At 75.4% G+C, this 23718-nt stretch carries 22 protein-coding genes; 17 read left to right on the forward strand and 5 right to left on the reverse strand.

Translation table 11 applies throughout. The features are described from left to right. Positions 1 to 141 precede the first annotated feature (141 nt). Entirely contained in the window at positions 142 to 1578 is a 1437-nt protein-coding gene (locus GMA12_RS00675; RefSeq protein WP_156266271.1) for a S1C family serine protease, read from the forward strand. 11 nt (positions 1579 to 1589) lie between these two features. Here the strand turns inward: GMA12_RS00675 and GMA12_RS00680 are convergent, their stop codons facing one another. Then, on the reverse strand, positions 1590 to 2057 hold the full coding sequence (locus tag GMA12_RS00680; RefSeq protein WP_156266273.1) for a tRNA (cytidine(34)-2'-O)-methyltransferase: 468 nt from the start codon (positions 2055 to 2057) through the stop codon (positions 1590 to 1592). 58 nt (positions 2058 to 2115) lie between these two features. On the opposite strand from GMA12_RS00680, the gene GMA12_RS00685 reads away from it, so the two are divergent. The 10 genes from GMA12_RS00685 (at position 2116) to secA (ending at position 14997) form a co-directional block, all read left to right on the forward strand. After that, complete coding sequence (locus tag GMA12_RS00685) at positions 2116 to 3321, forward strand: cysteine desulfurase family protein (protein ID WP_370829718.1); 1206 nt, start codon at positions 2116 to 2118, stop codon at positions 3319 to 3321. 102 nt (positions 3322 to 3423) lie between these two features. After that, positions 3424 to 4620 (forward strand): tRNA 2-thiouridine(34) synthase MnmA, encoded by a 1197-nt coding sequence (gene mnmA / locus GMA12_RS00690; RefSeq protein ID WP_370829721.1) that lies wholly within the window; start codon positions 3424 to 3426, stop codon positions 4618 to 4620. Between the two features lie 10 nt (positions 4621 to 4630). Next, positions 4631 to 5032 (forward strand): chorismate mutase, encoded by a 402-nt coding sequence (locus GMA12_RS00695; protein ID WP_047802252.1) that lies wholly within the window; start codon positions 4631 to 4633, stop codon positions 5030 to 5032. Further along, positions 5029 to 6081: a uroporphyrinogen decarboxylase/cobalamine-independent methonine synthase family protein gene (locus GMA12_RS00700; protein WP_370829725.1), complete on the forward strand. Its 1053-nt coding sequence runs from the start codon at positions 5029 to 5031 to the stop codon at positions 6079 to 6081. The genes GMA12_RS00695 and GMA12_RS00700 overlap by 4 nt, the downstream gene beginning before the upstream one ends. Positions 6082 to 6244: 163 nt before the next feature. Continuing rightward, positions 6245 to 6928 carry an MtrAB system response regulator MtrA gene (mtrA, locus tag GMA12_RS00705; RefSeq protein ID WP_156266277.1) on the forward strand — a complete coding sequence of 228 codons (684 nt, stop codon included), beginning with the start codon at positions 6245 to 6247 and terminating at the stop codon, positions 6926 to 6928. Further along, complete coding sequence (gene mtrB, locus GMA12_RS00710; protein WP_156266279.1) at positions 6925 to 8670, forward strand: MtrAB system histidine kinase MtrB; 1746 nt, start codon at positions 6925 to 6927, stop codon at positions 8668 to 8670. Before mtrA ends, mtrB begins: the two co-directional genes overlap by 4 nt. After that, positions 8667 to 10361: an LpqB family beta-propeller domain-containing protein gene (locus GMA12_RS00715; RefSeq protein WP_370829730.1), complete on the forward strand. Its 1695-nt coding sequence runs from the start codon at positions 8667 to 8669 to the stop codon at positions 10359 to 10361. The genes mtrB and GMA12_RS00715 overlap by 4 nt, the downstream gene beginning before the upstream one ends. Positions 10362 to 10499: 138 nt before the next feature. Continuing rightward, positions 10500 to 11324 (forward strand): ComF family protein, encoded by an 825-nt coding sequence (locus GMA12_RS00720; protein WP_156266281.1) that lies wholly within the window; start codon positions 10500 to 10502, stop codon positions 11322 to 11324. An 89-nt stretch (positions 11325 to 11413) separates the two neighbouring features. Further along, positions 11414 to 12100, forward strand: a complete 687-nt coding sequence (gene hpf / locus GMA12_RS00725; RefSeq protein ID WP_156266283.1) for a ribosome hibernation-promoting factor, HPF/YfiA family — start codon at positions 11414 to 11416, stop codon at positions 12098 to 12100. Positions 12101 to 12291: 191 nt separating this feature from the next. Further along, complete coding sequence (secA, locus tag GMA12_RS00730) at positions 12292 to 14997, forward strand: preprotein translocase subunit SecA (protein ID WP_370829735.1); 2706 nt, start codon at positions 12292 to 12294, stop codon at positions 14995 to 14997. A gap of 26 nt (positions 14998 to 15023) precedes the next feature. On the opposite strand, the gene GMA12_RS00735 is transcribed toward secA, so the two are convergent. After that, a complete protein-coding gene (locus GMA12_RS00735; RefSeq protein ID WP_156266285.1) occupies positions 15024 to 15539 on the reverse strand; it encodes an Rv3235 family protein in 516 nt (171 codons plus the stop codon). Between the two features lie 72 nt (positions 15540 to 15611). Then, complete coding sequence (locus tag GMA12_RS00740; RefSeq protein WP_162459291.1) at positions 15612 to 16424, reverse strand: LysM peptidoglycan-binding domain-containing protein; 813 nt, start codon at positions 16422 to 16424, stop codon at positions 15612 to 15614. Between the two features lie 219 nt (positions 16425 to 16643). Between GMA12_RS00740 and GMA12_RS00745 the strand changes: the two genes are divergently transcribed. Then, complete coding sequence (locus GMA12_RS00745; protein WP_162459292.1) at positions 16644 to 17207, forward strand: hypothetical protein; 564 nt, start codon at positions 16644 to 16646, stop codon at positions 17205 to 17207. Positions 17208 to 17241: 34 nt separating this feature from the next. Here GMA12_RS00745 and GMA12_RS00750 read toward each other — a convergent pair whose 3' ends face one another. Continuing rightward, on the reverse strand, positions 17242 to 17457 hold the full coding sequence (locus GMA12_RS00750; protein ID WP_047802457.1) for a helix-turn-helix domain-containing protein: 216 nt from the start codon (positions 17455 to 17457) through the stop codon (positions 17242 to 17244). Positions 17458 to 17695: 238 nt separating this feature from the next. Here GMA12_RS00750 and GMA12_RS00755 point away from each other — a divergent pair, with 238 nt between their 5' ends. From GMA12_RS00755 to GMA12_RS00765, 3 genes are read left to right on the forward strand one after another with little or no spacing between them, the layout of a single operon-like run. After that, complete coding sequence (locus tag GMA12_RS00755) at positions 17696 to 18349, forward strand: SAF domain-containing protein (protein ID WP_156266289.1); 654 nt, start codon at positions 17696 to 17698, stop codon at positions 18347 to 18349. Next, entirely contained in the window at positions 18346 to 19719 is a 1374-nt protein-coding gene (locus GMA12_RS00760; RefSeq protein ID WP_370829747.1) for a CpaE/TadZ family protein, read from the forward strand. The genes GMA12_RS00755 and GMA12_RS00760 overlap by 4 nt, the downstream gene beginning before the upstream one ends. Before the next feature lie 47 nt (positions 19720 to 19766). Beyond that, positions 19767 to 21332, forward strand: a complete 1566-nt coding sequence (locus GMA12_RS00765) for a sensor histidine kinase (RefSeq protein WP_162459293.1) — start codon at positions 19767 to 19769, stop codon at positions 21330 to 21332. A gap of 73 nt (positions 21333 to 21405) precedes the next feature. On the opposite strand, the gene GMA12_RS00770 is transcribed toward GMA12_RS00765, so the two are convergent. Beyond that, positions 21406 to 21654, reverse strand: a complete 249-nt coding sequence (locus tag GMA12_RS00770; protein WP_017833636.1) for a WhiB family transcriptional regulator — start codon at positions 21652 to 21654, stop codon at positions 21406 to 21408. A gap of 312 nt (positions 21655 to 21966) precedes the next feature. On the opposite strand from GMA12_RS00770, the gene GMA12_RS00775 reads away from it, so the two are divergent. Then, positions 21967 to 22365 carry a hypothetical protein gene (locus tag GMA12_RS00775; protein WP_156266293.1) on the forward strand — a complete coding sequence of 133 codons (399 nt, stop codon included), beginning with the start codon at positions 21967 to 21969 and terminating at the stop codon, positions 22363 to 22365. Between the two features lie 110 nt (positions 22366 to 22475). Then, positions 22476 to 23654, forward strand: coding sequence for a glycosyltransferase family 4 protein (locus GMA12_RS00780; protein ID WP_162459294.1), 1179 nt, complete (start codon positions 22476 to 22478; stop codon positions 23652 to 23654). Positions 23655 to 23718: the final 64 nt, after the last annotated feature.

The following is a 23718-nucleotide window of genomic DNA, read 5'->3' on the forward strand; positions in this document are numbered from 1 at the left end:
GGACGCCCTTCGGGCGGCTCCCGGGCGACGGTAAGGGCTCTCAGCGTAGTTTCAGTGCCGCGCGGGATACTGGGGAGCAGATCCGCCCGTACCGCCCCGCCCGGCGGCCCGGGCCCGGCCGTTCCCAGGAGGAGAGCCCCCATGTCCGAGCCCCGCGACCCGCGCGTCGACGCCGAGACCCAGCACACGCAGCCGATCCCGCCGGTCGGCGACCGTCCGTCCCCGGACCCCTGGTCCTCCGGCGCGGGACCCGCGCCGGGCGCCCGCCCCGTCTACGGGGCGGCGCCGGACGGGCCCGGGCAGCCCGCCGCGCAGCACGGGTGGGGCAGCGGCGCCGGGGACGGGGCCGCGGGGACCCGTCCCGGCCGGCGCAAGGGCTTCTCGGCGGGCGCCTTGGTCACGGGGATGGCGCTCGCCGCGCTCGTGGGAGCGGGGGCGGCCGTGGGGACCGACGCCCTGCTGGACGGAGGCGGCCCCGGCACGGTCGCCGGCGGCTCGACGTCGGAGTCGATCATCGTCAACGACCAGGACGAGGTGAACGCGGTCACCGCGGCGGCGGTCAAGGCCTCCCCGTCGGTGGTGACGATCTCCGCCTCCGGCGGCGGCCAGTCCGGCTCCGGTTCCGGCGTGATCCTCGACGACGAGGGCCACATCCTGACCAACACGCACGTGGTGACGCTCGACGGCACGGCCAGCGACCCCGGCATCGAGGTCCAGCTCGAGGACGGCAGCGTCCACCGGGCCACCGTGGTCGGCACGGACCCGCTCTCCGACCTCGCCGTGATCAAGATCGACGTGCAGGGCCTGACGCCGGCGACCCTGGGCTCCCTGGACGACGTCAACGTGGGCGACACGGCGATCGCGATCGGGGCCCCCCTCGGGCTCGCGGGCACGGTGACCGACGGCATCGTCTCCACCCTGAACCGCACCATCGCCGTGGCCTCCTCCGCCGCGCCGTCCACGCCCTCCGAGGGCGGCTCCGAGCAGGGTGACGGCAACGACTTCTTCTTCGACCTCCCGGACGAGGACGGCCAGGGCGGGGGCTCGCAGGGCGCCGCCGCGTCGGTCTACCTCAACGTGATGCAGACCGACGCCGCGATCAACCCGGGCAACTCGGGCGGTCCGCTGATCAACACCGACGGCGAGGTCATCGGGATCAACGTGGCGATCGCCTCGGCCGGGGCCGCCACGGAGGCCGGCAACATCGGGGTCGGCTTCTCGATCCCGATCGACACCGCCCAGCGCGTGGCCGAGGAGATCATCGCGGACGGCAGCGCCAGCCACGGCTACCTCGGCACGAGCGTCAGCGCCGCGCCCGCCGCGGACGGGCAGAGCCGGGCGTTCTCCGACGGCGCCGTGGTGCGCGAGGTCGTCCCGGGCTCGCCGGCCGACGAGGCCGGGCTGGAGGTCGACGACGTCGTCACCGAGTTCAACGGGCACCGGATCGAGGACGCGAACTCCCTCACCGCGGCCGTGCGGGAGCTGCCGGCCGGCGGGACCGGCAGCATGACGTTCCTGCGCGACGGCGAGGAGCGCACCGTCGAGGTGACCGTCGGGGACGCGGCCGAGCAGTCCTGACCCCCGCCGGCCTACCGGCCGGCGCCGGCGAAGCCCAGCTGGCGCCAGGCCTCGTAGACGGCGATGGACGCCGAGTTCGCGAGGTTGAGCGAGCGGCGGGCGGGCAGCATCGGGATGCGGACCCGCGCGGTGACGTGCGGGTCCGCCTTGACCTCGGGGGGCAGCCCCACGGACTCGCGGCCGAAGAGCAGCACGTCGCCGGGGCGGTAGGCCACGTCGGTGTGCGCCAGCTCCCCGTCCGTGGTGAAGGCGAAGACCCGTTCCGGGGCCAGGGCCGCCCACGCCGCCTCCAGGTCCGGGTGCACGCTCAGCACGGCGAGGTCGTGGTAGTCCAGGCCGGCCCGGCGCAGGTGCGCGGAGCCGAAGTCGAAGCCCAGGGGCTCCACGAGGTGCAGCTCGGCCCCGGTGACGGCGGCCAGGCGGATCGCGTTGCCGGTGTTGCCCGGGATCTCGGGGGTGTGGAAGAGGATGCGGAGCATGCCCGCCAGTCTACGGACGCCGGGCCGGCGCCCCGTTCGGCGTCCTAGACTGGAGGGCGTGCCGCACCGTCCCGTCTACCTCGACCACGCCGCCACCGCGCCCCTCCGGCCCTCCGCGCTCGCCGCGGTCACCGAGCAGCTGGCCCGCGGCGGCAACCCCTCCTCGCTGCACCGGGCCGGGCGGTCGGCACGCACCGTGGTCGAGCAGGCCCGCGACGACGTCGCCGCGGCCCTCGGCGCGGACCCCGTCGAGGTGATCTTCACCTCCGGGGGCACGGAGGCCGACAACCTGGCCGTGCAGGGCCTGTACCGGCACCGCCGGGAGGCCGACCCGCGCCGCCGCCGGATCCTCGTCTCCTCGGTGGAGCACGCCGCGGTCGCCGAGACCGTGGAGTGGCTGGCCGAGCACGAGGGCGCCGAGCCCGTGCACCTGCCCGTCGACGCCGCCGGCCGGGTGGACCCGGAGACGGTCCGGGCGGAGCTGGCCCGGGACCCCGGCGCCGTGGCGCTGCTGAGCGTCATGTGGGCCAACAACGAGGTCGGCACCGTCCAGCCCGTGGCGGAGCTGGCCGCGCTCGCCGAGGAGTTCGGCGTCCCCTTCCACTGCGACGCCGTCCAGGCCTTCGGCTCCCTGCCCGTCGACGCGCACCTGCCCGGGCTGACCACGCTGGCCGTCTCGGCGCACAAGCTGGGCGGACCGGTGGGCGCGGGAGCCCTCGTGGCCGGGCGGGCGGTGGGGCTCGCGCCGGTCCAGCACGGCGGCGGGCAGGAGCGCCGGATCCGCTCCGGCACCCTCGACGCCGCCGCGCTCGCCGGTTTCGGGGTCGCCGCCCGGGAGGCCGTGGCCGAGCGGGCGGACGAGGCCGAGCGGCTCGCGACCCTGCGGGACCGGCTGGTGGCGGGCGTGCGGCGGATCGTGCCGGAGGCGGTCCTGCGCGGACCGGAGGACCCGGATCGCACGGGCGCCCGGCTGCCCGGCAACGCCCACTTCACCTTCCCGGGGTGCGAGGGCGACTCGCTGCTGTTCCTGCTCGACGGCGCCGGGATCGCCTCCTCCACCGGCTCGGCCTGCCACGCCGGGGTGCCCCGGGCGTCGTCCGTGCTGCTGGCCATGGGCCTGGACGAGGCCACCGCCCGCGGGGCCCAGCGCTTCAGCCTGGGGCGCACGAGCACCGAGGCCGACGTCGACGCCCTGCTCGACGCGCTGCCCGAGGTCCACGCCCGGGCCCGGCGCGCCGGGCTCTCCGGCGCGCCCCCGGGCTGAGCCCGCGCCCCCCGGGCCGGGAATAGGCCCCGGCACCGGGTCGTTGAGCCCACGACCCCCGACCCCGACCCACCTGCCCCCGCGCAGGGGAAGGACCCGACCGTGCGAGTACTGGCAGCCATGAGCGGCGGCGTCGACTCGGCCGTGGCGGCGGCCCGCGCCGTCGACGCCGGCCACGACGTCACGGGCGTGCACCTGGCCCTCTCCCGCACCCCCGGCACCCTGCGCACCGGCTCCCGCGGCTGCTGCACGATCGAGGACTCCCGGGACGCGTGGCGCGCCGCCGACGTGCTGGGCATCCCCTACTACGTGTGGGACTTCTCCGAGCGCTTCCAGGCCGACGTCGTGGACGACTTCGTGGCCGAGTACGCCGCCGGGCGCACGCCCAACCCGTGCCTGCGCTGCAACGAGAAGATCAAGTTCGCGGCCCTGCTGGAGAAGGCCCTCGCCCTGGGCTTCGACGCCGTGTGCACCGGCCACTACGCCAAGGTCGTCCAGGACGCCGACGGCCGGCGGGAGCTGCACCGGGCCGCGGACTGGGCCAAGGACCAGTCCTACGTGCTGGGGGTGCTCACCGCCGAGCAGCTCGAGCACGTGCTGCTCCCGCTGGCCGACACCCCGTCCAAGGCCGAGGTGCGGGCCGAGGCGGCCCGGCGCGGTCTGTCCGTGGCGCAGAAGCCCGACTCCCACGACATCTGCTTCATCCCCGACGGCGACACCCGCGGCTGGCTCGCGGAGCGCATCGAGATGCGCGAGGGCGAGATCCGCGACGTCGAGGGCACCGTCGTCGGCACCCACCCCGGGGCCAACGCGTTCACCGTGGGCCAGCGCAAGGGCCTGCGGATTGGCACCCCCGCCCCCGACGGCAAGCCGCGCTTCGTGCTGGAGATCCGGCCGAAGACCAACGAGGTCGTCGTGGGCCCGGAGTCGATGCTCGCCGTGGACGAGCTGCGCGGGATCCGCCCCTCCTGGGCCGGGGCGCCCGTGCCCGAGGCGGTGCCGGTGCTGCGGCCCGGGGCCGCGGCGGGGGAGGCGTCGTCGTCGTTCCCCGTCCTCGCGCAGGTCCGGGCGCACGGGGACCCGGTGGCCGCCCGGGCCCACGTGGAGGTCGTCGAGGGGCCCGACGGCGCCCCCGCGCCCGAGCTGGTGGTCCGCCTCGAGCAGCCGCTGCGCGGAGTCGCCCCGGGGCAGTCCGTCGTGCTCTACCAGGGCACCCGCGTGCTCGGGCAGGCCACCGTGGACCGCGCGCACTCGCTGGCCCGCCCCGACGTCGCGGGCGGGTCCGGCGCCGGCCGATAGACTGGCGGGCATGAGCGCTCCGCACCCCCACGCCTCCGCCGACGTCCGTGCCCACCACGACTTCGACCCCGCGGCGTCCTCGCTGCGGGGCGAGGCGGATCCCCGGGTGCTCGCCGAGCTGCAGTCCATCCGCGGCACCATCGACAACATCGACGCCGCCCTCGTGCACCTGCTCGCCGAACGGTTCAAGGCCACCCAGCGCGTCGGGGTGCTCAAGGCCACCCACGGCCTGCCCGCCGGGGACCCGGACCGCGAGACGGCCCAGATCGGCCGGCTGCGCGCCCTCGCCGCCTCCGCCCAGCTCGACCCGGAGTTCGCGGAGAAGTTCCTGAACTTCATCATCAGCGAGGTCATCCGCCACCACGTGGCCATCTCCGAGGACCACCGGCGGCAGGACCCGGACGAGTCGTGAGCCGCTCACCCGACCCCCGGCGCACCGACCCCGACGTCCCGCACGTCGTGGGCACGGCCCTGGGCGCGATGCCCGGCACCGACGTGGTGGAGACCGTCACGCTGCTGCGCGGCGAGCTCGGGGCCCCGCACCTCTCCTTCCTGCCGTCCCTGCCCGCCCGCGGGCCGGCCGCGGACCCGGTGGCCCGCACCGCCGCGGTGCTCGACGAGCTCCACGCGGACCGCCAGCCGCACGGGCTGCGCGTCTCCGGGGTCCCCGGCAAGGATTCCCGGGCGGCCCGGGCCCTGCTGGCCGGCGACGTCAACGTCCTCGCCGACGTGATCGGCGCCGAGAGCGGCGGCGACGACGCCCCGGTCAAGACGCAGCTGCTCGGCCCGCTCACCCTCGCCGCCCGGCTGCACCTGCACGCGGGGGAGCGCGCTCTCAAGGACCACGGCGCCCGCCGCGACCTGCGCGACTCCCTGGCCTCCGGCGTCACCGCGCACGTGCGCGCCGTGCGGGCCGCGGCGGCCGGCCGCGAGGTCGTCGTCCAGCTGGACGAGCCGGACCTGGCGCAGGTGCTCGCGGGCGCCCTACCCACGATGAGCGGCTACCGGACCCTGCGGGCCGTGCCCGCCGCGGAGGCCCGGACCTCCCTGGCCGCCGTGGTCGAGGCCTGCCGGCAGGCCGGTGCCGCCGCCGTCGCGCTGCGGCTGCCCCCGGGGGCCGACCCCAGGCTGGCCCCGGAGGCCGGCGCCGACGCCGTGCAGCTGAGCGCCCCGGAGGGCACCGCCCGCAGCTGGGAGCCGCTCGCCGCGCTCGTGGAGAACGGCACCGAGCTGTGGCTCGGCCTCGTCCCCGTGCCCCCCGCCGGGCCCGGCGCCGACGCGCTCGCCGCGGCGGTGTGGGGGATCTGGCGCGACCTCGGGCTGCCTGCGGCGGCCCTGGACCGCGTGCGCATCACGCCGCGGGAGGACCTCCTCGGCCTGGGCCCCGAGGGGGTGCGCGAGGTCCTCTCCCGCGTCACCGGGACCGCCGCGGCCCTCGCCCGCACCGCGGCCGAGGCCTGAGGCGGGGACCCGTGGCGACCGACACACTGCGCGCCGAGGTGCGCGCCCCGGCCGGGATCGGGGACAATGCAGGTGGACCACGGTCCAGCACGGTGCCCCGGACCTCCCGGGGCCACGGCGGGAGCCGCCTCCGGCGGGTCCGCCCGATCCCAGCGGAGAGGCGATGAACGCGCGAATACTGGTCGTCGACGACGACGCCGCCCTGTCGGAGATGATCGGGATCGTCCTGACCGCGGAGGGCTTCGAGCCCGTCTTCTGCTACGACGGCGGCACGGCCGTGGACACGTTCCGCGCCGTGCGCCCGGACCTGCTGCTGCTCGACCTCATGCTCCCGGGCAAGGACGGCATCCAGGTCTGCCGGGAGATCCGCACGATCTCCGACGTCCCGGTGGTGATGCTCACCGCGAAGTCGGACACCGTCGACGTGGTGCGCGGGCTGGAGGCCGGCGCCGACGACTACGTGCCCAAGCCCTTCAAGCCCGCCGAGCTCGTGGCCCGGGTCAGGGCGCGCCTGCGCCCGGTCGAGCGCGCCCACTCCTCCGAGCTGCGGATCGGTGACCTGACCATCGACGTCAGCGGGCACAGCGTGCACCGCGGCGACCACGAGATCAACCTCACCCCGCTCGAGTTCGACCTGCTCACCGCCCTGGCCCGCGCTCCGCACCAGGTCTTCTCCCGCGAGATGCTGCTGCGCGACGTGTGGGGCTACCAGCACGCCGCCGACACCCGGCTGGTCAACGTCCACGTGCAGCGGCTGCGCTCCAAGATCGAGCGGGACCCGGAGAACCCCGAGATCGTGGTCACCGTGCGCGGCGTCGGCTACAAGGCGGGCTCGTCCGCCCGATGACCCCGTCGGACGCCGTCGCCTCCCCCCGGCGCCGCGGGCCGGTCCGCTCCACGGGCCGCCGCCTGCAGCTGTTCCGGCTCCTCCTGGCGCGCCGCTGGCGGCAGTCCCTGCAGTTCCGCGCCATCGCCGTGTCCCTGTCCCTGACGGCACTGGCGTTCTTCGTCACTGGCAGCTTCCTCTCGCACCAGATCGCCGACCGGCTCTTCAGCGAGCGCCTCGACCAGGTGCTCGCCTCGGCCACCGCGGACTTCGAGCAGGTGCAGGACAGCTTCGACGCCTCGGACGCCTCGGACCGCGACGAGCTGCAGGCGCTCGTCGCCTCCACCCTGGGCGCGCTCTCGGTCGACGGCGCCGAGTCGGAGCGCTGGATCCTGCTGCCGATGGACTACACGAGCGGGCAGACCCTCATCCCGGCGCAGAGCCAGAGCCCGTGGATGACGTCGAGCACCGTCCCGCAGGAGCTGCAGGAGCGGCTCGCGGAGCAGGACGGGGTGTTCTGGCAGCCCGGCTCGGTGCCAATGACGGAGAACGGCGACGAGGCCCCGGTCGTCGTCGTGGGCACGGTGGTGGAGCTCTACCAGAACTCCCGCTACGGGCTCTACCTCGTCTACGACTTCTCCGAGCCCCAGCGGACCCTGGACGCGATGCACGCGGTGCTGCTGCTGTCGGTCGTGGTGCTGCTCCTGCTCGTGGGCGCGATCGTCTGGTACGTGACCCGGGAGGTCGTCCGCCCCGTCTCCAGCACGGCCCGGGTGGCCGAGCAGCTCGCCGAGGGCGACCTCGGGGTGCGCCTGCCGGTCAGCGGCTCGCACGAGGTCGCCCGGCTGGCGCGCTCCTTCAACCGGATGGCCGACAGCCTGCAGGAGCAGATCACCCAGCTGGAGCAGCTCTCCTCGATGCAGCAGACCTTCGTCTCCGACGTCTCCCACGAGCTGCGCACCCCGCTGACCACGGTGCGGATGGCCGCGGAGGTGCTGTTCAACGCCCGCGAGGACTTCGACCCCGTCAACCGGCGGTCCGCCGAGCTGCTCTACCACCAGGTGGACCGCTTCGACTCCCTCCTGGCCGACCTGCTCGAGATCTCCCGCTTCGACGCCGGCGCCGCCCGGCTCGAGGTGGCCAGCGTGGAGCTGTTCTCGGTGGTGCACGACGTCGTGGAGGGCGCCGCCCCGCTCGCCGTCTCCTCGGGCTCGGCCGTGCGCGTGCGCTCCGAGCTGTCCCGCTGCACGGTCCAGGGCGACCAGCGGCGGATCGAGCGGATCCTGCGCAACCTCGTCGTGAACGCCCTGGAGCACGGGGAGGGCCGGCCCATCGACATCGTCGTGGGCGCCTCCGACGTCGCAGCGGCCGTGGCCGTGCGGGACCACGGCATCGGCATGGACGAGGAGGAGGCGGAGAAGGTGTTCAACCGCTTCTGGCGCGCCGATCCCGCCCGGGCCCGCACCACGGGCGGGACCGGCCTGGGCCTGGCCATCGCCACCGAGGACACCCGCCTGCACGGGGGCCGCCTCGACGTCTGGGGTGCTCCGGGGGAGGGCGCCTGCTTCCGGCTCACCCTGCCCCGCACCCGCGCGCGCCGGCTCGGCCCGGAGGACCCCAGCCCCGTCGGGCTGCCCCCGGACTCCGCCGCCTACCCGGAGACGGCGGAGGTGACGGCCACCGGCACCCTGGTCCTGACGTCCGCCCGTCCGCCGGAGCAGACCCCTCCGGCGGCGCCGGTCGACGAGGAGGACCGGCCGTGACCCGCACCCACCGCCGCCGGGCGACGGCCGCCGCCGCCCTGTGCCTGGCCGTGGTCCTCGGCGGCTGCGGCGCCATCCCGCGCTCCGGGCCGGTGCACCGCCACGCCGAGCCCACCCGCACCACGGCCGAGCCCACCTACGACGTCGCGCCGGCGGGTCCCCAGGAGGGCGCGGAGCCCGAGCAGGTGGTCCGCGGCTTCCTCGCCGCCGGCACGGGCGTGGACGACGACTACTCCGTGGCCCGGGAGTACCTGACCCCGGAGCTCGCAGCGACCTGGCACCCCGACGCGCGCACCGTCGTGCACCGCGGCGAGCCGTCGCTCGTGCCCCGGCTGGAGGAGAACGAGTACCGGATGAGCCTCGAGGTCGCCGCCGTGGTGGACGGCGCGGGCGTGATCGAGCGCAAGCCCGCCGGGGCCACCGAGGTGCTCGACTTCGACGTGGTCCAGGTGGACGGGCAGTGGCGGATCTCGGACGCCCCCGACGCCACCGTGCTCACCGCCACGGACTTCGAGGAGATCTTCGAGCCCCACCAGCTCTACTTCGCCGACACGGACCAGAGCAACTTCGTGGCGGACCCGCGCTGGTTCCCCGACCGCACCCCCGTGTCCACCTCGATCGTGCGCGGCCTGCTCGGCGGCCCCGCCCCCTACCTGCGCGGCGCGGTGAGCACCGCCTTCCCCGCCGGCACCACGCTGGCGCGCTCGGCGGTGCCGGTGCGCAACGGCACGGCCACCGTGGAGCTCAGCGTGCCGGACTTCGACCCGGCGAACATCGAGATCAACCGGCGGATGCACGACCAGCTCGCGCTGAGCCTGCGCTCGCTCACCGCCGTGAACGACGTCGAGCTGCTCGTGGACGGCGCGCCCGTGGAGCTGGGCGCGGGCTGGACCGACACGGCCCCCGTGGAGGACGTCACGGTCCCGTCCCGGCAGATCGGCCTGCGCGACGGCGAGCTCGTGTTCTACCAGGGCGGCCAGACCGACGCCGTCAACGGCCTCGCGCCGCTGGACGGCCACCGGCCCTCCAGCCCGGCGATGGACGCCGCCGCCGAGCACTTCGCGTTCGTGGACGCCGGCACCGGCGCCCTGGTGACCGTGGACCGCGAGTCGGAGCCCGTGGAGCGCTTCAGCGGCACGGGCCTGACCCGCCCGAGCTTCGACGAGCACGGGTGGGTGTGGGCGGCGGACTCGGCCGGGACGGTGCGGGCCGTGCGCCCCGGGGTCCGGAACGCGGAGCCGGTGCGCGTCGAGGCCCCGTGGCTGGCCGCGCGGACGGCGACGTCCCTGCGGATCTCCCGCGGCGGCACCCGGGCGCTCGTGGTCACCCAGGACGAGGGGGTCGCCCAGGTGTGGGTCTCGGGCGTGGTGCGCGGGCCCGAGGGCGCCCCGCAGCGGCTCAACGAGCCGTACCGGGTGGCCGCCGACGTGGACGCGGACGTGGCCCTGTGGCTCAGCGACCGGGAGTTCGTGACCGCCCCCCTCGGCGGGACCGGGTCCGTGCGGCCCCGGGTCTACGACGTGTCGGGGCGCCACCGGGAGCTGCCCGGCCTGGAGGGGGTCACGGGGCTCAGCGGCGGCAACGGCACCTCCTCGGTCTACGCCGTGGCCGGGGGGACGCTGCACATGCTCACCGGCAGCGCCTGGGCCCCGCAGAGCGAGGACGTGCGGGACACCGCCTTCGCCGGCTGACGGGCCCGCCGCGGTCCGCCGGCCGTAGCCGGGCGGCCCGCCGGTGGACCGTCCGGCGCCGGGCCGTCCACAGGTGCGGCCGTCCGGATCCGGGACCGCCCCGGGCACCGGCGGGACCCTCCGGCCCACGATGGTCCCATGCCTGCCGTTCCGCCCCGCGCCCGCGTCCCGGACCGTGCGGCCGCCCGTGTCCTGGACCGTGCTGCCGTCCGTGTCCTGGACCGCCTGGCCGAGGCCGCCGAGGTCCTCGTTCCGGTGGAGTGCGCGGTGTGCCGGGCGCCGGGCAGCGGCCTGTGCCGGGGCTGCCGGATGCTGCTGCGCCGCTCCTGCGCCCGGCCGTTCGAGGCCTCCTCGGCCGCGCCCCTGCTCGGGCCGTGCCTGCCGGTCACCGCCGCGGGCCGCTACGCCCACGAGCTCGCGACCTGCCTGCTCGCGTTCAAGAACGGCGGCCGCACCGACCTCGCCCCCGTCCTCGCGGCCGGTCTGGCCACGGCCCTGCGCGCGGCCGCCCCGTCGTGGCCGCCGGGGCCCGTGCTCCTGGTCCCGGTCCCCACGGCCCCGTCGGCCCTGCGCCGGCGCTGGTTCGATCCCGTGCTCGTCCTGCTGGAGGACTGCGCACGCCGCGGGGTGCTCCCGGCGGGCAGCGCGGTCGCCGGGCACCTGCGGCACCGCGGCGGCGCCGGCGTGCTCCCCGCGCCGGCGCAGAAGAGGCTCGGCCGGGCCGGTCGGCGCGCCCGGCCGGCGGGGTCGCTGCGGGCGGTCGTGCCCGCCGGGGCCCGATGCGTCGTCGTCGACGACGTGCTGACCACGGGGGCGACCCTCGCCGAAGCGGCCCGGGCGCTGCGGGCCGGCGGCGCGGACGTGGTGGGCGCCGTGGTCCTCGCGGCCGTGCGCCCGCCGGCGGTTCCGCTGACCGCTGATTCCCGTCCGGCCCCTCCGGGGGCTGGTGAATATCGACTGTGATTCCACTAACGTTGAGTCACGGGACGCAACAATCCTCCCGGGTGGGCGGCCCCATCCGCCCACGTCACCCCCGACAACTGGAGGGCATCATGGAACTGAACGTCATGGGGCGCAACGTCGCCGTACCGGAGCGGTTCAAGGAGTACGCCGCCGAGAAGGTCGTCAAGTTCGAGGAGCTGGGCGAGAAGGTCCAGCGCATTGATGTCAAGGTCACCAAGGACCACGCCATGCCGGGTCACCAGGGCATGGGCGTGGAGATCACCGTGTCCGGGCGCGGCCCCGTCCTGCGGGCCGAGGCGCGCGGCGACGACAAGTTCGCGGCCTTCGACGAGGCCTACAGCAAGCTGCTCGAGCGGCTGCGCCGCGCGCGCGACCGCCGCAAGGTGCACCGCGGCGCCCACCGCCCCACCGCCGTTCACGAGGCCACCGGCGCCCTGCCCGTGGTCCCGAGTTCCGGACCCATCTACACCACCCCCGAAGAGCTCGCGACCGCCGAGCAGGAGGCGTTCGACCAGAGCGTGAGCCTCACCGACGCGGTCACGCCCGTCGAGATCCGGCGCAAGCGGTTCCCCGCCGCCGAGCTGAGCGTCGACGAGGCCGTCGACCACATGGAACTGGTCGGCCACGACTTCTACCTCTTCCTCGACAAGGAGACCGGGGAGCCCTCCGCCGTCTACCGCCGCAAGGGCTGGAGCTACGGCGTGATCAGCCTCAGCGAGGACGGCGAGGAGCCCCAGGAGAGCGTCCGGGCGTACCAGACCGAGGGTGCCCGCTGAGCACGAAGCACTGAGCGCGGGACCCCGCCGGCTGCGAGCCGGCCGGGTCCCACCCCGGAGGAGCCCGGTGGTCGACGCCACCGGGCTCCTCCGTGCCCGCCGGGACGGGCCTGCTCCCGTAGACTGGAGGAGGTGCCGTAATACCCCCCACCAGCCCAACGCGGCAGTCGAACACCGAGGAGCGTGTGCACGTGGCGTCATTCCTGGAGAAAGTCCTCAGGACCGGAGACAAGAAGGTCCTGACGAGGCTGCGGTCCTACACGGCCGCCATCAACAGCCTCGAGGACAGCTTCCGGGAGCTCAGCGACGCGGAGCTGCGCGCCGAGACGGACGCGTTCCGCGCCCGGGTGGCCGACGGCGAGTCGCTGGACCGGCTGCTGCCCGAGGCCTTCGCCGTGGTCCGGGAGGCGGCCTCGCGGACCCTGGGCCAGCGCCACTACGACGTCCAGCTCATGGGCGGCGCCGCCCTGCACCTCGGCAACATCGCCGAGATGAAGACCGGCGAGGGCAAGACCCTCGTCGCCACGGCCCCGGCCTACCTCAACGCGCTCACCGGCAAGGGCGTGCACGTCGTCACCGTGAACGACTACCTGGCCGAGTACCAGGCCAACCTGATGGGCCGCGTCTACCGGTTCCTCGGCATGGAGACCGGGGTGGTCCTGGCCAACCAGGACCCCGCGACCCGCCGGCAGCAGTACGTCGCGGACATCACCTACGGCACGAACAACGAGTTCGGCTTCGACTACCTGCGCGACAACATGGCGTGGAGCCCCGACGAGCTGGTCCAGCGCGGGCACAACTTCGCGATCGTCGACGAGGTGGACTCCATCCTCATCGACGAGGCGCGCACCCCGCTGATCATCTCCGGGCCGGCGTCCGGCGAGGCCAACCGGTGGTACACCGAGTTCGGCCGCCTCGTGCAGCGCCTGCAGCCGGAGACGGACTACGAGGTCGACGAGAAGAAGCGCACCGTGGGCGTGCTCGAGTCCGGGATCGAGAAGGTCGAGGACTGGCTGGGCATCGACAACCTCTACGAGGCGCAGAACACCCCGCTGATCGGCTTCCTGAACAACGCGATCAAGGCCAAGGAGCTCTTCCGGGCGAACAAGGACTACGTGGTGCTCAAGGGCGAGGTGATGATCGTCGACGAGCACACCGGCCGCATCCTCGCCGGGCGCCGCTACAACGAGGGCATGCACCAGGCCATCGAGGCCAAGGAGGGCGTGGAGATCAAGGCGGAGAACCAGACCCTCGCCACGGTCACCCTGCAGAACTACTTCCGCCTCTACGACAAGCTCTCCGGCATGACGGGCACGGCCGAGACCGAGGCCGCCGAGTTCATGAACACCTACGGGCTGGGCGTCGTGTCCATCGAGACCCACCGCCCGCTCGCCCGCATCGACCGCCCCGACCTCGTCTACAAGAACGAGGTCGCCAAGTTCGCCGCCGTGGTCAAGGACATCGAGGAGCGCCACGCCAAGGGCCAGCCGGTCCTGGTGGGCACGGTGTCGGTCGAGAAGAGCGAGTACCTCTCCAAGCTGCTGGCCCAGCGCGGGGTCCGCCACGAGGTGCTCAACGCGAAGAACCACGCCCGCGAGGCCGCGATCGTCGCCCAGGCCGGTCGCCGGGGCGCCGTCACGGTCGCCACGAACATGGCCGGGCGCGGCACCGACATCATGCTCGGCGGCAACGCCGAGTTCAACGCGGTGGACCGGATGCGCGAGCGGGGTCTGGACCCTCAGCGCGACGCCGAGGAGTACGAGCGCGTCTGGCCCGAGGTGCTGGCCGCCTGCGAGGCCGAGACCAAGGCGGAGCACCAGGAGGTCGTCGAGGTCGGCGGTCTCTACGTCCTGGGCACCGAGCGGCACGAGTCCCGGCGCATCGACAACCAGCTGCGCGGGCGGTCCGGGCGCCAGGGCGACCCGGGCGAGTCGCGGTTCTACCTGTCGCTGGCCGACGACCTCATGCGCCTGTTCAACGCCGGCGCCGCCCAGCGGCTCATGGCAGGGGCCCCGGACGACACCGCGCTCGAGCACAAGATCGTCTCCCGGGCCATCGCCTCCGCGCAGAGCCAGGTGGAGGGCCGCAATGCCGAGCAGCGCAAGAACGTCCTGAAGTACGACGACGTCCTCAACCGCCAGCGCGAGGCCGTCTACCGGGACCGCCGCCGCGTCCTGGAGGGCGACGACCTGCAGGAGCAGATCGTCCAGTTCGTCGACGAGGTCATCAGCTCCACGGTCGAGGACCGCACCGCGGCGGGCCATCCCGAGGACTGGGACCTCGAGGGCCTGTGGGAGTCCCTGCGCACGATCTACCCGGTGACCCTCACGGTCGACGAGGTCGTGGAGGAGGCCGGCGGGCGCACCCGCCTCACCGCCGAGTTCCTGCGCGAGCAGATCCTCTCCGACGCCCGCCTCGTCTACGCCCAGCGCGAGGAGGAGGTCGGCCCGGAGGCGATGCGCAACCTGGAGCGGCGTGTGCTGCTCTCGGTCATCGGGCGCAAGTGGCCCGAGCACCTGTACGAGATGGACTACCTCAAGGAGGGCATCGGGCTGCGCGCCATGGCCCAGCGGGACCCGCTCGTGGAGTACCAGCGCGAGGGGTACGCGATGTTCCAGGAGATGATGGGGGCGATCCGCGAGGAGACGGTCTCCACGCTGTTCCGGATGGAGATCCGCCGTCAGCGCGTGGGCGCCGACGGCGGCCCCGTGGAGCTGCAGATCCCGCGCCAGCCCAGCTTCCTGCAGTACACCGCGCCGGGGGAGACCGGCGGGACGCAGACCCGGGTGGAGCCGGCACCCGCGGCGGCCCGAGCCGCCGCGGACGAGGCGGCTCCGAACCGGGCCGGGCGCAGGGCCCGCGCCCGGGCCGGCACCGCCGAGGCCGCCGAGGGCTGAGGGGAGCGGGGCGCACCGGGCCGGCGTCAGCCGACCTCGAGCTCGGTGACGCTCCAGCCCCGCCCCAGGCGCTCCACCCGCATGGCCACGGCCCGCCCGCGGCGCGGCTCGACCACCACGAGGGCCACCTCGTAGACACCGCGGTCCACCCGGCAGACCCGGCACCGGCGGACGTGCGGGTTGCGGTGCAACTCCTGCAGCGAGGCCTTGCCCTCGAACTGCTCCTGGAGCAGACGCAGCATGTCGGCCCGCTGCTGGAAGCGCTCCACGATCTCCGGGGTGGTCCACCGGCCCAGCTGCCCTGCCGGCCGGCTGCCGCCGAGCACCTCCACGGCCGCCTGGCCGATGGAGCGGGCGAGCGCGGTGACGCGGCCGAGCTCGTCCTCGGCGGTGCCGCCGACCACGCGGGTGGCGCCCCAGGTGTACCCGCCCGGGGCCGTGGGCGGGGCCGGGCGCTCCCGGCGGACGGGCGGCGCGGCCGGGGACGGCCGGGGAGCGAGCGGCCGGGCGACAGGATCGGAACCGGCGGCGGGTGCGTTCATGACGGGCCTCCTGGGAGCGGTGCGACGGTGGTCGGGACGGACTGGTCGGAGCGGACTGGTCGGGACGGGTGGTCAGTGGTCCCCGGTGCCGGGGACCACGAGCCGCTGACCGGGCAGCAGCAGATGGGGCCCGTGCGGCAGGACGTGCCGGTTCAGCTCGTACCAGGCGGGCCAGGCGCGGCCGACCTCCTCGGCCGAGGCGCCGGGGCCGAGGTGCGCCGCCGCCAGGGACCACAGGGTGTCGCCGCGCAGGACGGTGACGGCGCCGTCGACCGTGCGCTCGGCCGGCGTCGGGTGCGCCCCGGAGGACCGCGATGCCTCCCCGTGCGGGGACCCGGCAGGCGGGGGCGGCACGGGAGAGGACGGTCCGGGAGAGGACGGCGCGGGGCGGACCGCGCCGGCGGGCGGCTGCGCCGGTCCGTCCGGAGCGCTGCCGGAAGACCCGCGCACCTCCGCGCCGCCGGACCAGAAGGGGGAGGGCGCCTCGTCGGCGACCGCGCCCTGGGCCGCGACGAGCTGCAGACCCAGGGCCGTCGCGGCGGCCCGGCGCAGCAGCGCCGGGGAGCAGCGCCCGCACAGCCGGCCCAGGCGCTCCCACCGGTGGCGCCCGGCCACCACCGCCAGGACGGCGAGGGCGGCGGCCGCCGACCAGGCCACCACCACCGCGCAGCCCAGGCCGGCCGCAGCAAGTCCGATCAGCTGCTCGGGATCCCCGGCAGCGGCCCACGGGGTGCCGCCCGTCCCGCTGCTGGGTCCGCCCCCGGCGGGAACACCGCCGAGAAGGACGGCACCGCTGGCGGCGAGCGACAGGCCGAGGGCGGGGAGCAGCAGGGCCGGCCACAGCTCGGCCACGGCGCGGGACGCTGAGCCCGCCGTGGTGCTCACGAGCGTTCCCCGCCGTTCCCGCCGAAATACCCCCTTTGATGCCGTTTGATGTCGTTTGACATGTTTTGGCGTCATGGGAGATTGGTAGCACCGTGACCGACCGGGTGTAAAGGTCTCCGCGTCCTCCGGTGGACACGGAACTCCTTGACGGCCGTACAGGGCGGTCCTAGGTTGAGGGCCTGCGCGGCCGGAGGCGCCGGGCACGGAGGGGGGGGCCGGGTGCGCTGGGAGCAGCTGTTCGCGGACATGGAGGCCCAGCTGGCCGCCGCGGGCCAGCAGGCCCTCGAAGCCGAGGCTGCCGAGCAGGCCCGGGCCGAGTACGCGCGGGTGCAGCTGGCGGAGCGTCTGCGCCGGCGGCGCGGTGACCCGGTGCGGGCGCTGCTGGCCGGGTCCGTGCCGGTCGAGGGGCGGGTGCGGGCGCTGGGCGCCGGGTGGGTCGCTCTCGAGGACCGGGGCGCCGAGCACCTCGTGCCGCTGGGCGCGGTGCTGTGGTGGGAGTCCCTGGGCCGGGGATGGCAGCCGGCCGCGGACACCGTGACCGTGCGCCTGGGGCTGGCCCACGCGCTGCGGGCGCTCGCCCGGGGACGGGTCAGGGTGCGGGTCCGACTCGCCGGCGGCGGGGCCCCGGGGGAGCTCGACGGGACCATCGACGGGGTGGGCGCCGACTTCGTGGACCTGGCCCTGCACCCGGACGACGACTACCGCAGGCGGGGCAGCGTGACCGCCTCGCGGACGGTGCCGTTCTCGGCCCTGGTCTGCGTCTCCTCGCTCACCGGAGCGTGAGCGCCGCGCCGGAGCGGGACCGTGCGGGCACCGGTCAGTCCAGGGAGCCGGAGCGCACGGCCTCCGCGGTGCGCTCGTAGCCGCGGGCGATGTACTCCTCCAGCTTGGCCGTCTCCACCCGCCACTGACCACGCCCGCCCACCTGGATGGCCGGCAGCTCCCCGCTGCGCACCAGGGCTCTCGCCTGCGTGGCCGAGATGTTGAGGATCTCGGCGACGTCGGCCAGGGTCAGGAAGCGCTGCTGCGCCATGCTCCGCCTCCTCGCAGGTCGTTGCTCGTCCGTCCCAGTCTGCCACCGAACGCCCGTCGCCGGGTGGCCGTCCACAAGGGAGGACGCCCCGTCCCGCACACCGGGAGCCGGTGCGGGGCGGGCGCGGGCCTGTCCCCAGTTGTGCACCGGGCTGTTCCCGTGTTCCTGCCGCGGGGGCAGAATGTGGGCGACGAGCGCGGCGCCACGGCCCGCCCATGCAGCAGGAAGGCGGTCGCCGATGAGCGGCACGGTCAGGGGCGCGGACGCCGCATCGGCCCGGTTCAGGAAGCCGACCTGGAAGGATCCGCGGCTGCTCACCGGGCTGCTGCTCGTGCTGCTCTCCGTCGCCGGGGTCACCGCGGTGGTGACGGCCACCAATCGCACGGACCCCTATCTGGCCGCGGCCCGCGACCTCGAGGTCGGACAGGCCGTGACCGAGGACGACGTCGTGACCGTGGACGTCCGCCTCCAGGGCGCCGCCGACCTGTACGTCCCGGCGGGGGCCGCCCCCGCCCCGGGCACGGTGGCGACCCAGCGGATCCCGCAGGGCCAGCTGCTGCCGGGGGCCGCCCTCGGCACGGCCGACCGGCTCGATCGCAAGCCGGTCGCGGTGCCCGTCGAGCACCCGCTGCCCGAGGACGCCGCGGCGGGCTCGCGCGTCGACGTGTGGGTCGCGGCCCAGAAGCCCTCCGGCCGTGGCCACGAGTCCGCGCGCCTGCTGCTGCCCGCCGCGGAGATCGCCTCGGTCTCCGCGGAGGAGACCGCTCTGGGGGCGGGCCGCGGCACGGTGGTGCACGTGCTCGTCGAGGAGGGCCCGATGGAGGACGTCGTGGACGCCCTGGGCAACGACGCCCGGGTCACGCTCGTGTGGAACCCGGCGGGCGCTCCGTGACCGGGCTGCCGGTCATGGCCCTCGGGATCTCGACGTGGCCCCTGGTCGACGGCATCGAGCGGCTGCACGGGCCCGTCACGGTGGTCCGGCGCTGCCTGGACCTCACCGAGCTCCTGGCGGCGGCGCGGGCGGGCCTCGGCCGGGCCGCCCTGGTCGCGGAGGGCGCCGAGGAGCTGACCGCCAGCCTGCTGGAGCAGGTCCGGCTCGGCGGAGCGGTGCTGCTGGTGCTCGAGGGGCACGACCACCGCCGGCTCGCGGGGCTCGGCGCCGTGGTCGTCCCGGAACGAGCGGGACCGGCCGACGCCGCGCGCCTGGTGGAGGAGGCGGTGGCCGCCGCGGCGGCCGCACCGAGCGCCGCCGGCTACGCCGACGTCGCCGCGCAGGCACCGGAGCGGCAGGCCGCCGGTTCGGAGGCCGCCGACGTGGTGATCACCGGGCCCGAGCCGGCCCCGCCCGGCGCGGATTCGCCGAGCCCGCCCCGGTCCGGGCGGATCGTGGCGGTGTGGGGGCCCACCGGGGCGCCCGGTCGCACGACCGTGGCGGTCAACCTCGCGGCGGAGCTCGCGCTGCTCGGCGAGGACACGGGGCTGGCGGACGCCGACACCTACGGGCCCTCTGTGGCCGCCGCCCTCGGGATGCTGGACGAGGCGGCGGGGCTCGCCCAGGCCTGCCGCCTGGCCGACCAGGGCCGGCTCGACGGCCCGGCGCTGCGCCGGACCGCGGCCGACGTCGCGGTCGCCGGGCGGACCGTGCGGGTGCTCACCGGCCTCACCCGCCAGGACCGGTGGCCGGAGCTGCGCTCGGGAGCGGTGGCGACGGTCCTCGAGCGCTGCGCCCAGGAGTTCGGGACGACGGTCGTGGACTGCGGCTTCGCGCTCGAGGCCGACGAGGAGCTCACCGTGGACACGATGGCGCCCCGCCGGCACGCGGCGGCGCTGACGGTGCTGGAGCGGGCCGACGTGGTCGTGGCCGTGGGGGCGGCGGACGCCATCGGTGTTCCACGGCTGGTCAAGGCCCTGCCCGACGTCGCCGCGGCGGCGCCGGGCGCCCGGCTCGTCGTCACGGTCAACAAGCTGCGCCGCTCCGCGGCGGGACGGGCCCCGGAGCTGGGGATCCGCGAGGCGTGGGCCCGGTTCGGCTCCGGACCGGCCGTGGAGCACTTCGTGCCGTGGGACCCGGAGACCTTCGACGAGGCGCTGCTGGCGGGCGCGGTGCTGGCGGAGACCGCGGCCGGCTCGCCCGGGCGGGCGGCGCTGCGCGGGCTCGCCGCCCGGGTGATCGCCGAGCCGGAGGGCGCGGACGCCGGCGGGGAACCGGTGGTGCGCGGTACTAGGCTGGGCGGCAGGATCGGGGCCTGGTTGCGCCGCTGATCCCGGGGGGCCGTCCGGTTCCTCCGCCCGCGACGACCGGAGGCGAAGTGGCGTTCACGGAACCCCTGAGGAACTGCGGGGACTTCGGTCCCGGCGACTACGAGTGGCTGCACCTGCTCGTGGGGGACTGGCAGCTCATCTCCGACCTCGCCTTCGGCGACCTCGTGCTGAGCTTCCCGGTGGACTACATCCCCTCCGCGGGCAGCGGCAACGGCCGGGGCATGCCCGCCCCGGGCAGCCCCTTCCGGGTGCTCGCCCACGTCCGGCCGGCCACCGGGCCCACCGTCTTCCACCAGGACATGGTCGGGGAGCTGATGCCCGAGGAGCTCACCGGGCCGCTGCGCGCGGCGTGGGTGGGGCGGAGGATCGAGCTCCTGCGCGCGGGAGGGGACGGGCCCGCCTCGGCCGCCCAGGTCAAGATCGTCCCGCTCGTGCGCAACGGCCGCACCCTCGCCCTGCTGACCGTGCACACCGGACGCAGATCCGGGCAGGTGTCCTCCCTCCAGGAGGTCGTCTACCGGGAGGCCGCGGACGCGCTGCTGCGGATGGCCAACGAGGGCCTGTGGCCGGACTTCTCGGCGCCCACGGGCTCCCGCCGCGGCGCGCCGCGGGTGGGGGACGGAGCCATCCGGATCGACGCGGACGACCGGGTGGCCTACGTCTCGCCCAACGCCGAGTCCGCGTTGCGCCGGCTGGGGATCGACGGGGAGCTGGTCGGCAAGCGCCTCATGGACGTCGTCCCGCCCGCGTTGGGTCCCGGCGTCGAACCGGACGAGACGCTCGCCCCGGTGCTCAGCGGGCGCACCGCCTGGCGCACCGAGGTGGAGGGCGCCCGGGTGAGCGTGAACTTCCGCTCCGTGCCCCTGCGGGACCGGTCGGGCCGGCTGGGCGCCGTGCTGCTGTGCCGCGACGTCACCGAGCTGCGCCGCCGGGACCTGGAGCTCGTGTCGAAGGACGCGACCGTCCGGGAGATCCACCACCGGGTCAAGAACAACCTGCAGACGGTCTCCGCCCTGCTGCGGCTGCAGGCCCGGCGGATGACCACCGACGAGGCCCGGCACGGGCTCGAGCAGGCGATGCGCCGCGTGGCGACGATCGCCATGGTGCACGAGACGCTCTCGCAGGGGTTCTCGCAGAACGTGGACTTCGACGAGCTCATCGAGCGGCAGTTCCGGCTCGCCGCGGAGGTGGCGGCCCCGGAGCAGTCGGTGCGCACGCGGATCATCGGGGAGTTCGGCGAGCTGCCGACCCGCCTGGCCACGCCCCTGGCCCTGGTCATCAACGAGCTGGTCACGAACGCGGTCGAGCACGGGCTGGCCGGCCGCACCGGGACGGTGACCCTGGAGGCCTCCCGGCTGCCCGACGAGGAGGGCGCCGGCCAGCTGCTGGAGGTCGTGGTGAGCGACGACGGGGTGGGGATGGGCACCGCCGTGGCCGAGGAGTCCGGTGCGGGGGCGTTCCGGCGGGCGGACGCCGGGGAGGGCCTGGGGATGCAGATCGTGCGCACCCTCGTGGCCGGGGAGCTGGGCGGGTCGATCCACTGGTCCCCCCGCCAGGGAGGAGGCACCGAGGTCACGGTGCGGGCCCGTCTCGACGACCAGCCCGCCCCCTGACGACGGAGGACCGGAACCCCGTGGGGTCCCGGTCCTCCGGGTGCCGCGGACGTCCTCGTCCCGTGCGGGCGCCTCAGGAGGCGCGGCGGGCGCGGGCGGCGCGGCGCTTGAGGGCGCGCCGCTCGTCCTCGCTCATCCCGCCCCAGACCCCGGCGTCCTGGCCGGACTCGAGGGCCCACTGGAGGCAGGTGTCCATCACGGGGCAGCTGCGGCACACGGCCTTCGCCTCTTCGATCTGGAGCAGAGCAGGTCCGGTGTTGCCCACGGGGAAGAACAGCTCGGGATCCTTCTCCAGGCATGCTGCGCGACTACGCCAATCCATGGTCAGCGATCGCTCCTTTCAAGGACGGGTCCCGGCGCACAGGGCAGAACGATCCTGCGGCAGGGGCGTCCGGGACAAGAGAAAAGGCCCACTCGCACGGGCCTTGTGAAGAACTGTCGTCCACCTTCCCACGCCGCAGGGTGGGGGACAAGGGGTTTGGGGCGCCGGTCACACCCGTGTCGGTGAGGTGTTCCTCACAGCCGGGCCCGGGAGGGCGTTCCGCGGGCGTCCCCGCCGCTGCGCGGCGCACTATGGTGGCGGGGGAGCGCGGCAGCCCGCGCTCCGCCGCCCGGCCGGAAGGAGACCGTCACCATGTCCACCCCCTCCCCGGGTGTGCGCCCGCGCGAGATCGCGGTGCTGGCCGGCATCGTGCTGCTGGAGGCCCTGGCCCTGGCCGTCGCCGGGCTCCGCCTGGTCTGGACGCTGCTCTTCGAGCAGCCCCTGACCGTGGGCGGGACGGTCTTCCTGGTGCTGGTGCTCCTCGGCGGCGCGCTGTGGCTGCTGCACGTGGGCCGCGGCCTGTGGCGCGGCTTCCGCTGGCCGCGGGCCGCGGCGCTGGTCGTCCAGCTCTTCGTGCTGGTGCTCGCCCTCCCGCTGCTCCAGGCCGGGCAGTGGGCCCTCGGCCTGGTCCTGGCCGCGCCGGCCGTCGTCGTGCTCCTGCTGCTGTTCCGCCCGGCGGTGCTCGCCTGGACGAGCCGCACGGTGCGGTAGGAGCGGGCCAGTACAGTAGGAGCGCCCGCGCCCGGCGCCGTCGTGCCCGGCCCCCGGGCCCCCCGCCCTTGTCCCTGCCCGTCGAGAAGCTCCGAACAGGTGGTCTCCCCGTGACTCCCCGCCGCGTCGTCATCGTCAGCCGCATCTTCGCCCCCGAGCCGGCGGCCGCGTCCTTCCGGCTGCGCGCCCTGGCGCGGGGCCTCACCGAGCGGGGTGCGCAGGTGCGGGTCCTCACCACGCGCCCGCCCGCGGGGACGGAGATCGAGCCCGAGCCCTATCCGGTGCGGCGCTGGCCCGTCCTGCGGGACCGGTTCGACTACGTCCGCGGCATCGTGCCGTACCTCAGCTTCGACGTCCCCGTGTTCTTCCGGCTGCTGCTCACCCGGGCCGACCTCGTGGTCAGCGAGCCGCCCCCCACCACGGGGATGGCCGTGCTCGCCGCCTCGGTGCTGCGGGGCCGGCCCTACATCTGGTACGCGCCGGACATCTGGACGACCGCCGCGGAGAAGATGGACGTCTCGCCGCTGGTCAAGCGGGCCATGCAGGTCATGGAGACGCTCGCGGCGCGGCGGGCCGCCGGTGTGCTCACCGTCTCCGAGGCCATGGGGCGGGAGCTGCAGTCCGTCACCGGCGTCGCGTGGGAGAAGGTGCTCGTGGCCGAGAACGGCATCGACACCGACGTCTTCCGGCCCGACGGCCCCGTGGCCGATCCCGGCGCCCCCTACTTCGTCTACGCCGGGTCGATGTCCGAGTGGCAGGGCGCGGACGTGTTCGTCCGCGCCATGCCCCGGGTCCTGCGGGCCCACCCCGACGCGCAGCTGCGCTTCTTCGGCCGCGGCTCCGACATCGACCGGGTCGAGGAGATCGCCGCCCGCACGGCCCCCGGCCACGTCGTGTTCGAGGGGCTGCGCCCGGCCGCCGAGACCGCCGAGTGGACCCGCGGGGCGGTGGCGGCCCTGGGCGCCGTGCTGCCGAACATCGGCTACGACTTCACCAAGCCCACCAAGATCTACGCCGCCGCCGCGTGCGGCACCCCCGTCGTCTACGCCGGGGCCGGCGTCGCCGCCGAGCTCGTGGAGGACAACGGCCTGGGCGCGGCCGTGGACCACGACGCGGACGCGGTGGCCGAGGCGATGATCGCCGCCCTGGACCGCCGCCGCGACCCGGCCCTCGCCGAGGAGAACGACCGGCTGCGGCGCCGGCGCGCGGACTGGGCGGCCGAGAACGCCTCCCTGGCGGCCACCGGCAGCCTCGCCGCCGAGTGGCTGCTTCAGGGCTTCCCGGACTGATCAGGTACTTTGGTACGCAGCGCACGCCCGGCGCGCCCGTGCCTCCCCCCACCGGCCGGATGTC

Origin of the sequence: Kocuria sediminis (assembly GCF_009735315.1) — a bacterium.
GTDB classification, from domain to species: Bacteria; Actinomycetota; Actinomycetes; order Actinomycetales; family Micrococcaceae; genus Kocuria; species Kocuria turfanensis.

Bases quoted from the DNA above. Each gene is read 5' to 3' on its own strand.
- GMA12_RS00675 (WP_156266271.1), top strand. From the start codon at position 142: ATGTCCGAGCCCCGCGACCCGCGCGTCGACGCCGAGACCCAGCACACG.
- GMA12_RS00680 (WP_156266273.1), bottom strand. From the start codon at position 2,057: ATGCTCCGCATCCTCTTCCACACCCCCGAGATCCCGGGCAACACCGGC.
- GMA12_RS00695 (WP_047802252.1), top strand. From the start codon at position 4,631: ATGAGCGCTCCGCACCCCCACGCCTCCGCCGACGTCCGTGCCCACCAC.
- mtrA (WP_156266277.1), top strand. From the start codon at position 6,245: ATGAACGCGCGAATACTGGTCGTCGACGACGACGCCGCCCTGTCGGAG.
- mtrB (WP_156266279.1), top strand. From the start codon at position 6,925: ATGACCCCGTCGGACGCCGTCGCCTCCCCCCGGCGCCGCGGGCCGGTC.
- GMA12_RS00720 (WP_156266281.1), top strand. From the start codon at position 10,500: ATGCCTGCCGTTCCGCCCCGCGCCCGCGTCCCGGACCGTGCGGCCGCC.
- hpf (WP_156266283.1), top strand. From the start codon at position 11,414: ATGGAACTGAACGTCATGGGGCGCAACGTCGCCGTACCGGAGCGGTTC.
- GMA12_RS00735 (WP_156266285.1), bottom strand. From the start codon at position 15,539: ATGAACGCACCCGCCGCCGGTTCCGATCCTGTCGCCCGGCCGCTCGCT.
- GMA12_RS00750 (WP_047802457.1), bottom strand. From the start codon at position 17,457: ATGGCGCAGCAGCGCTTCCTGACCCTGGCCGACGTCGCCGAGATCCTC.
- GMA12_RS00755 (WP_156266289.1), top strand. From the start codon at position 17,696: ATGAGCGGCACGGTCAGGGGCGCGGACGCCGCATCGGCCCGGTTCAGG.
- GMA12_RS00770 (WP_017833636.1), bottom strand. From the start codon at position 21,654: ATGGATTGGCGTAGTCGCGCAGCATGCCTGGAGAAGGATCCCGAGCTG.
- GMA12_RS00775 (WP_156266293.1), top strand. From the start codon at position 21,967: ATGTCCACCCCCTCCCCGGGTGTGCGCCCGCGCGAGATCGCGGTGCTG.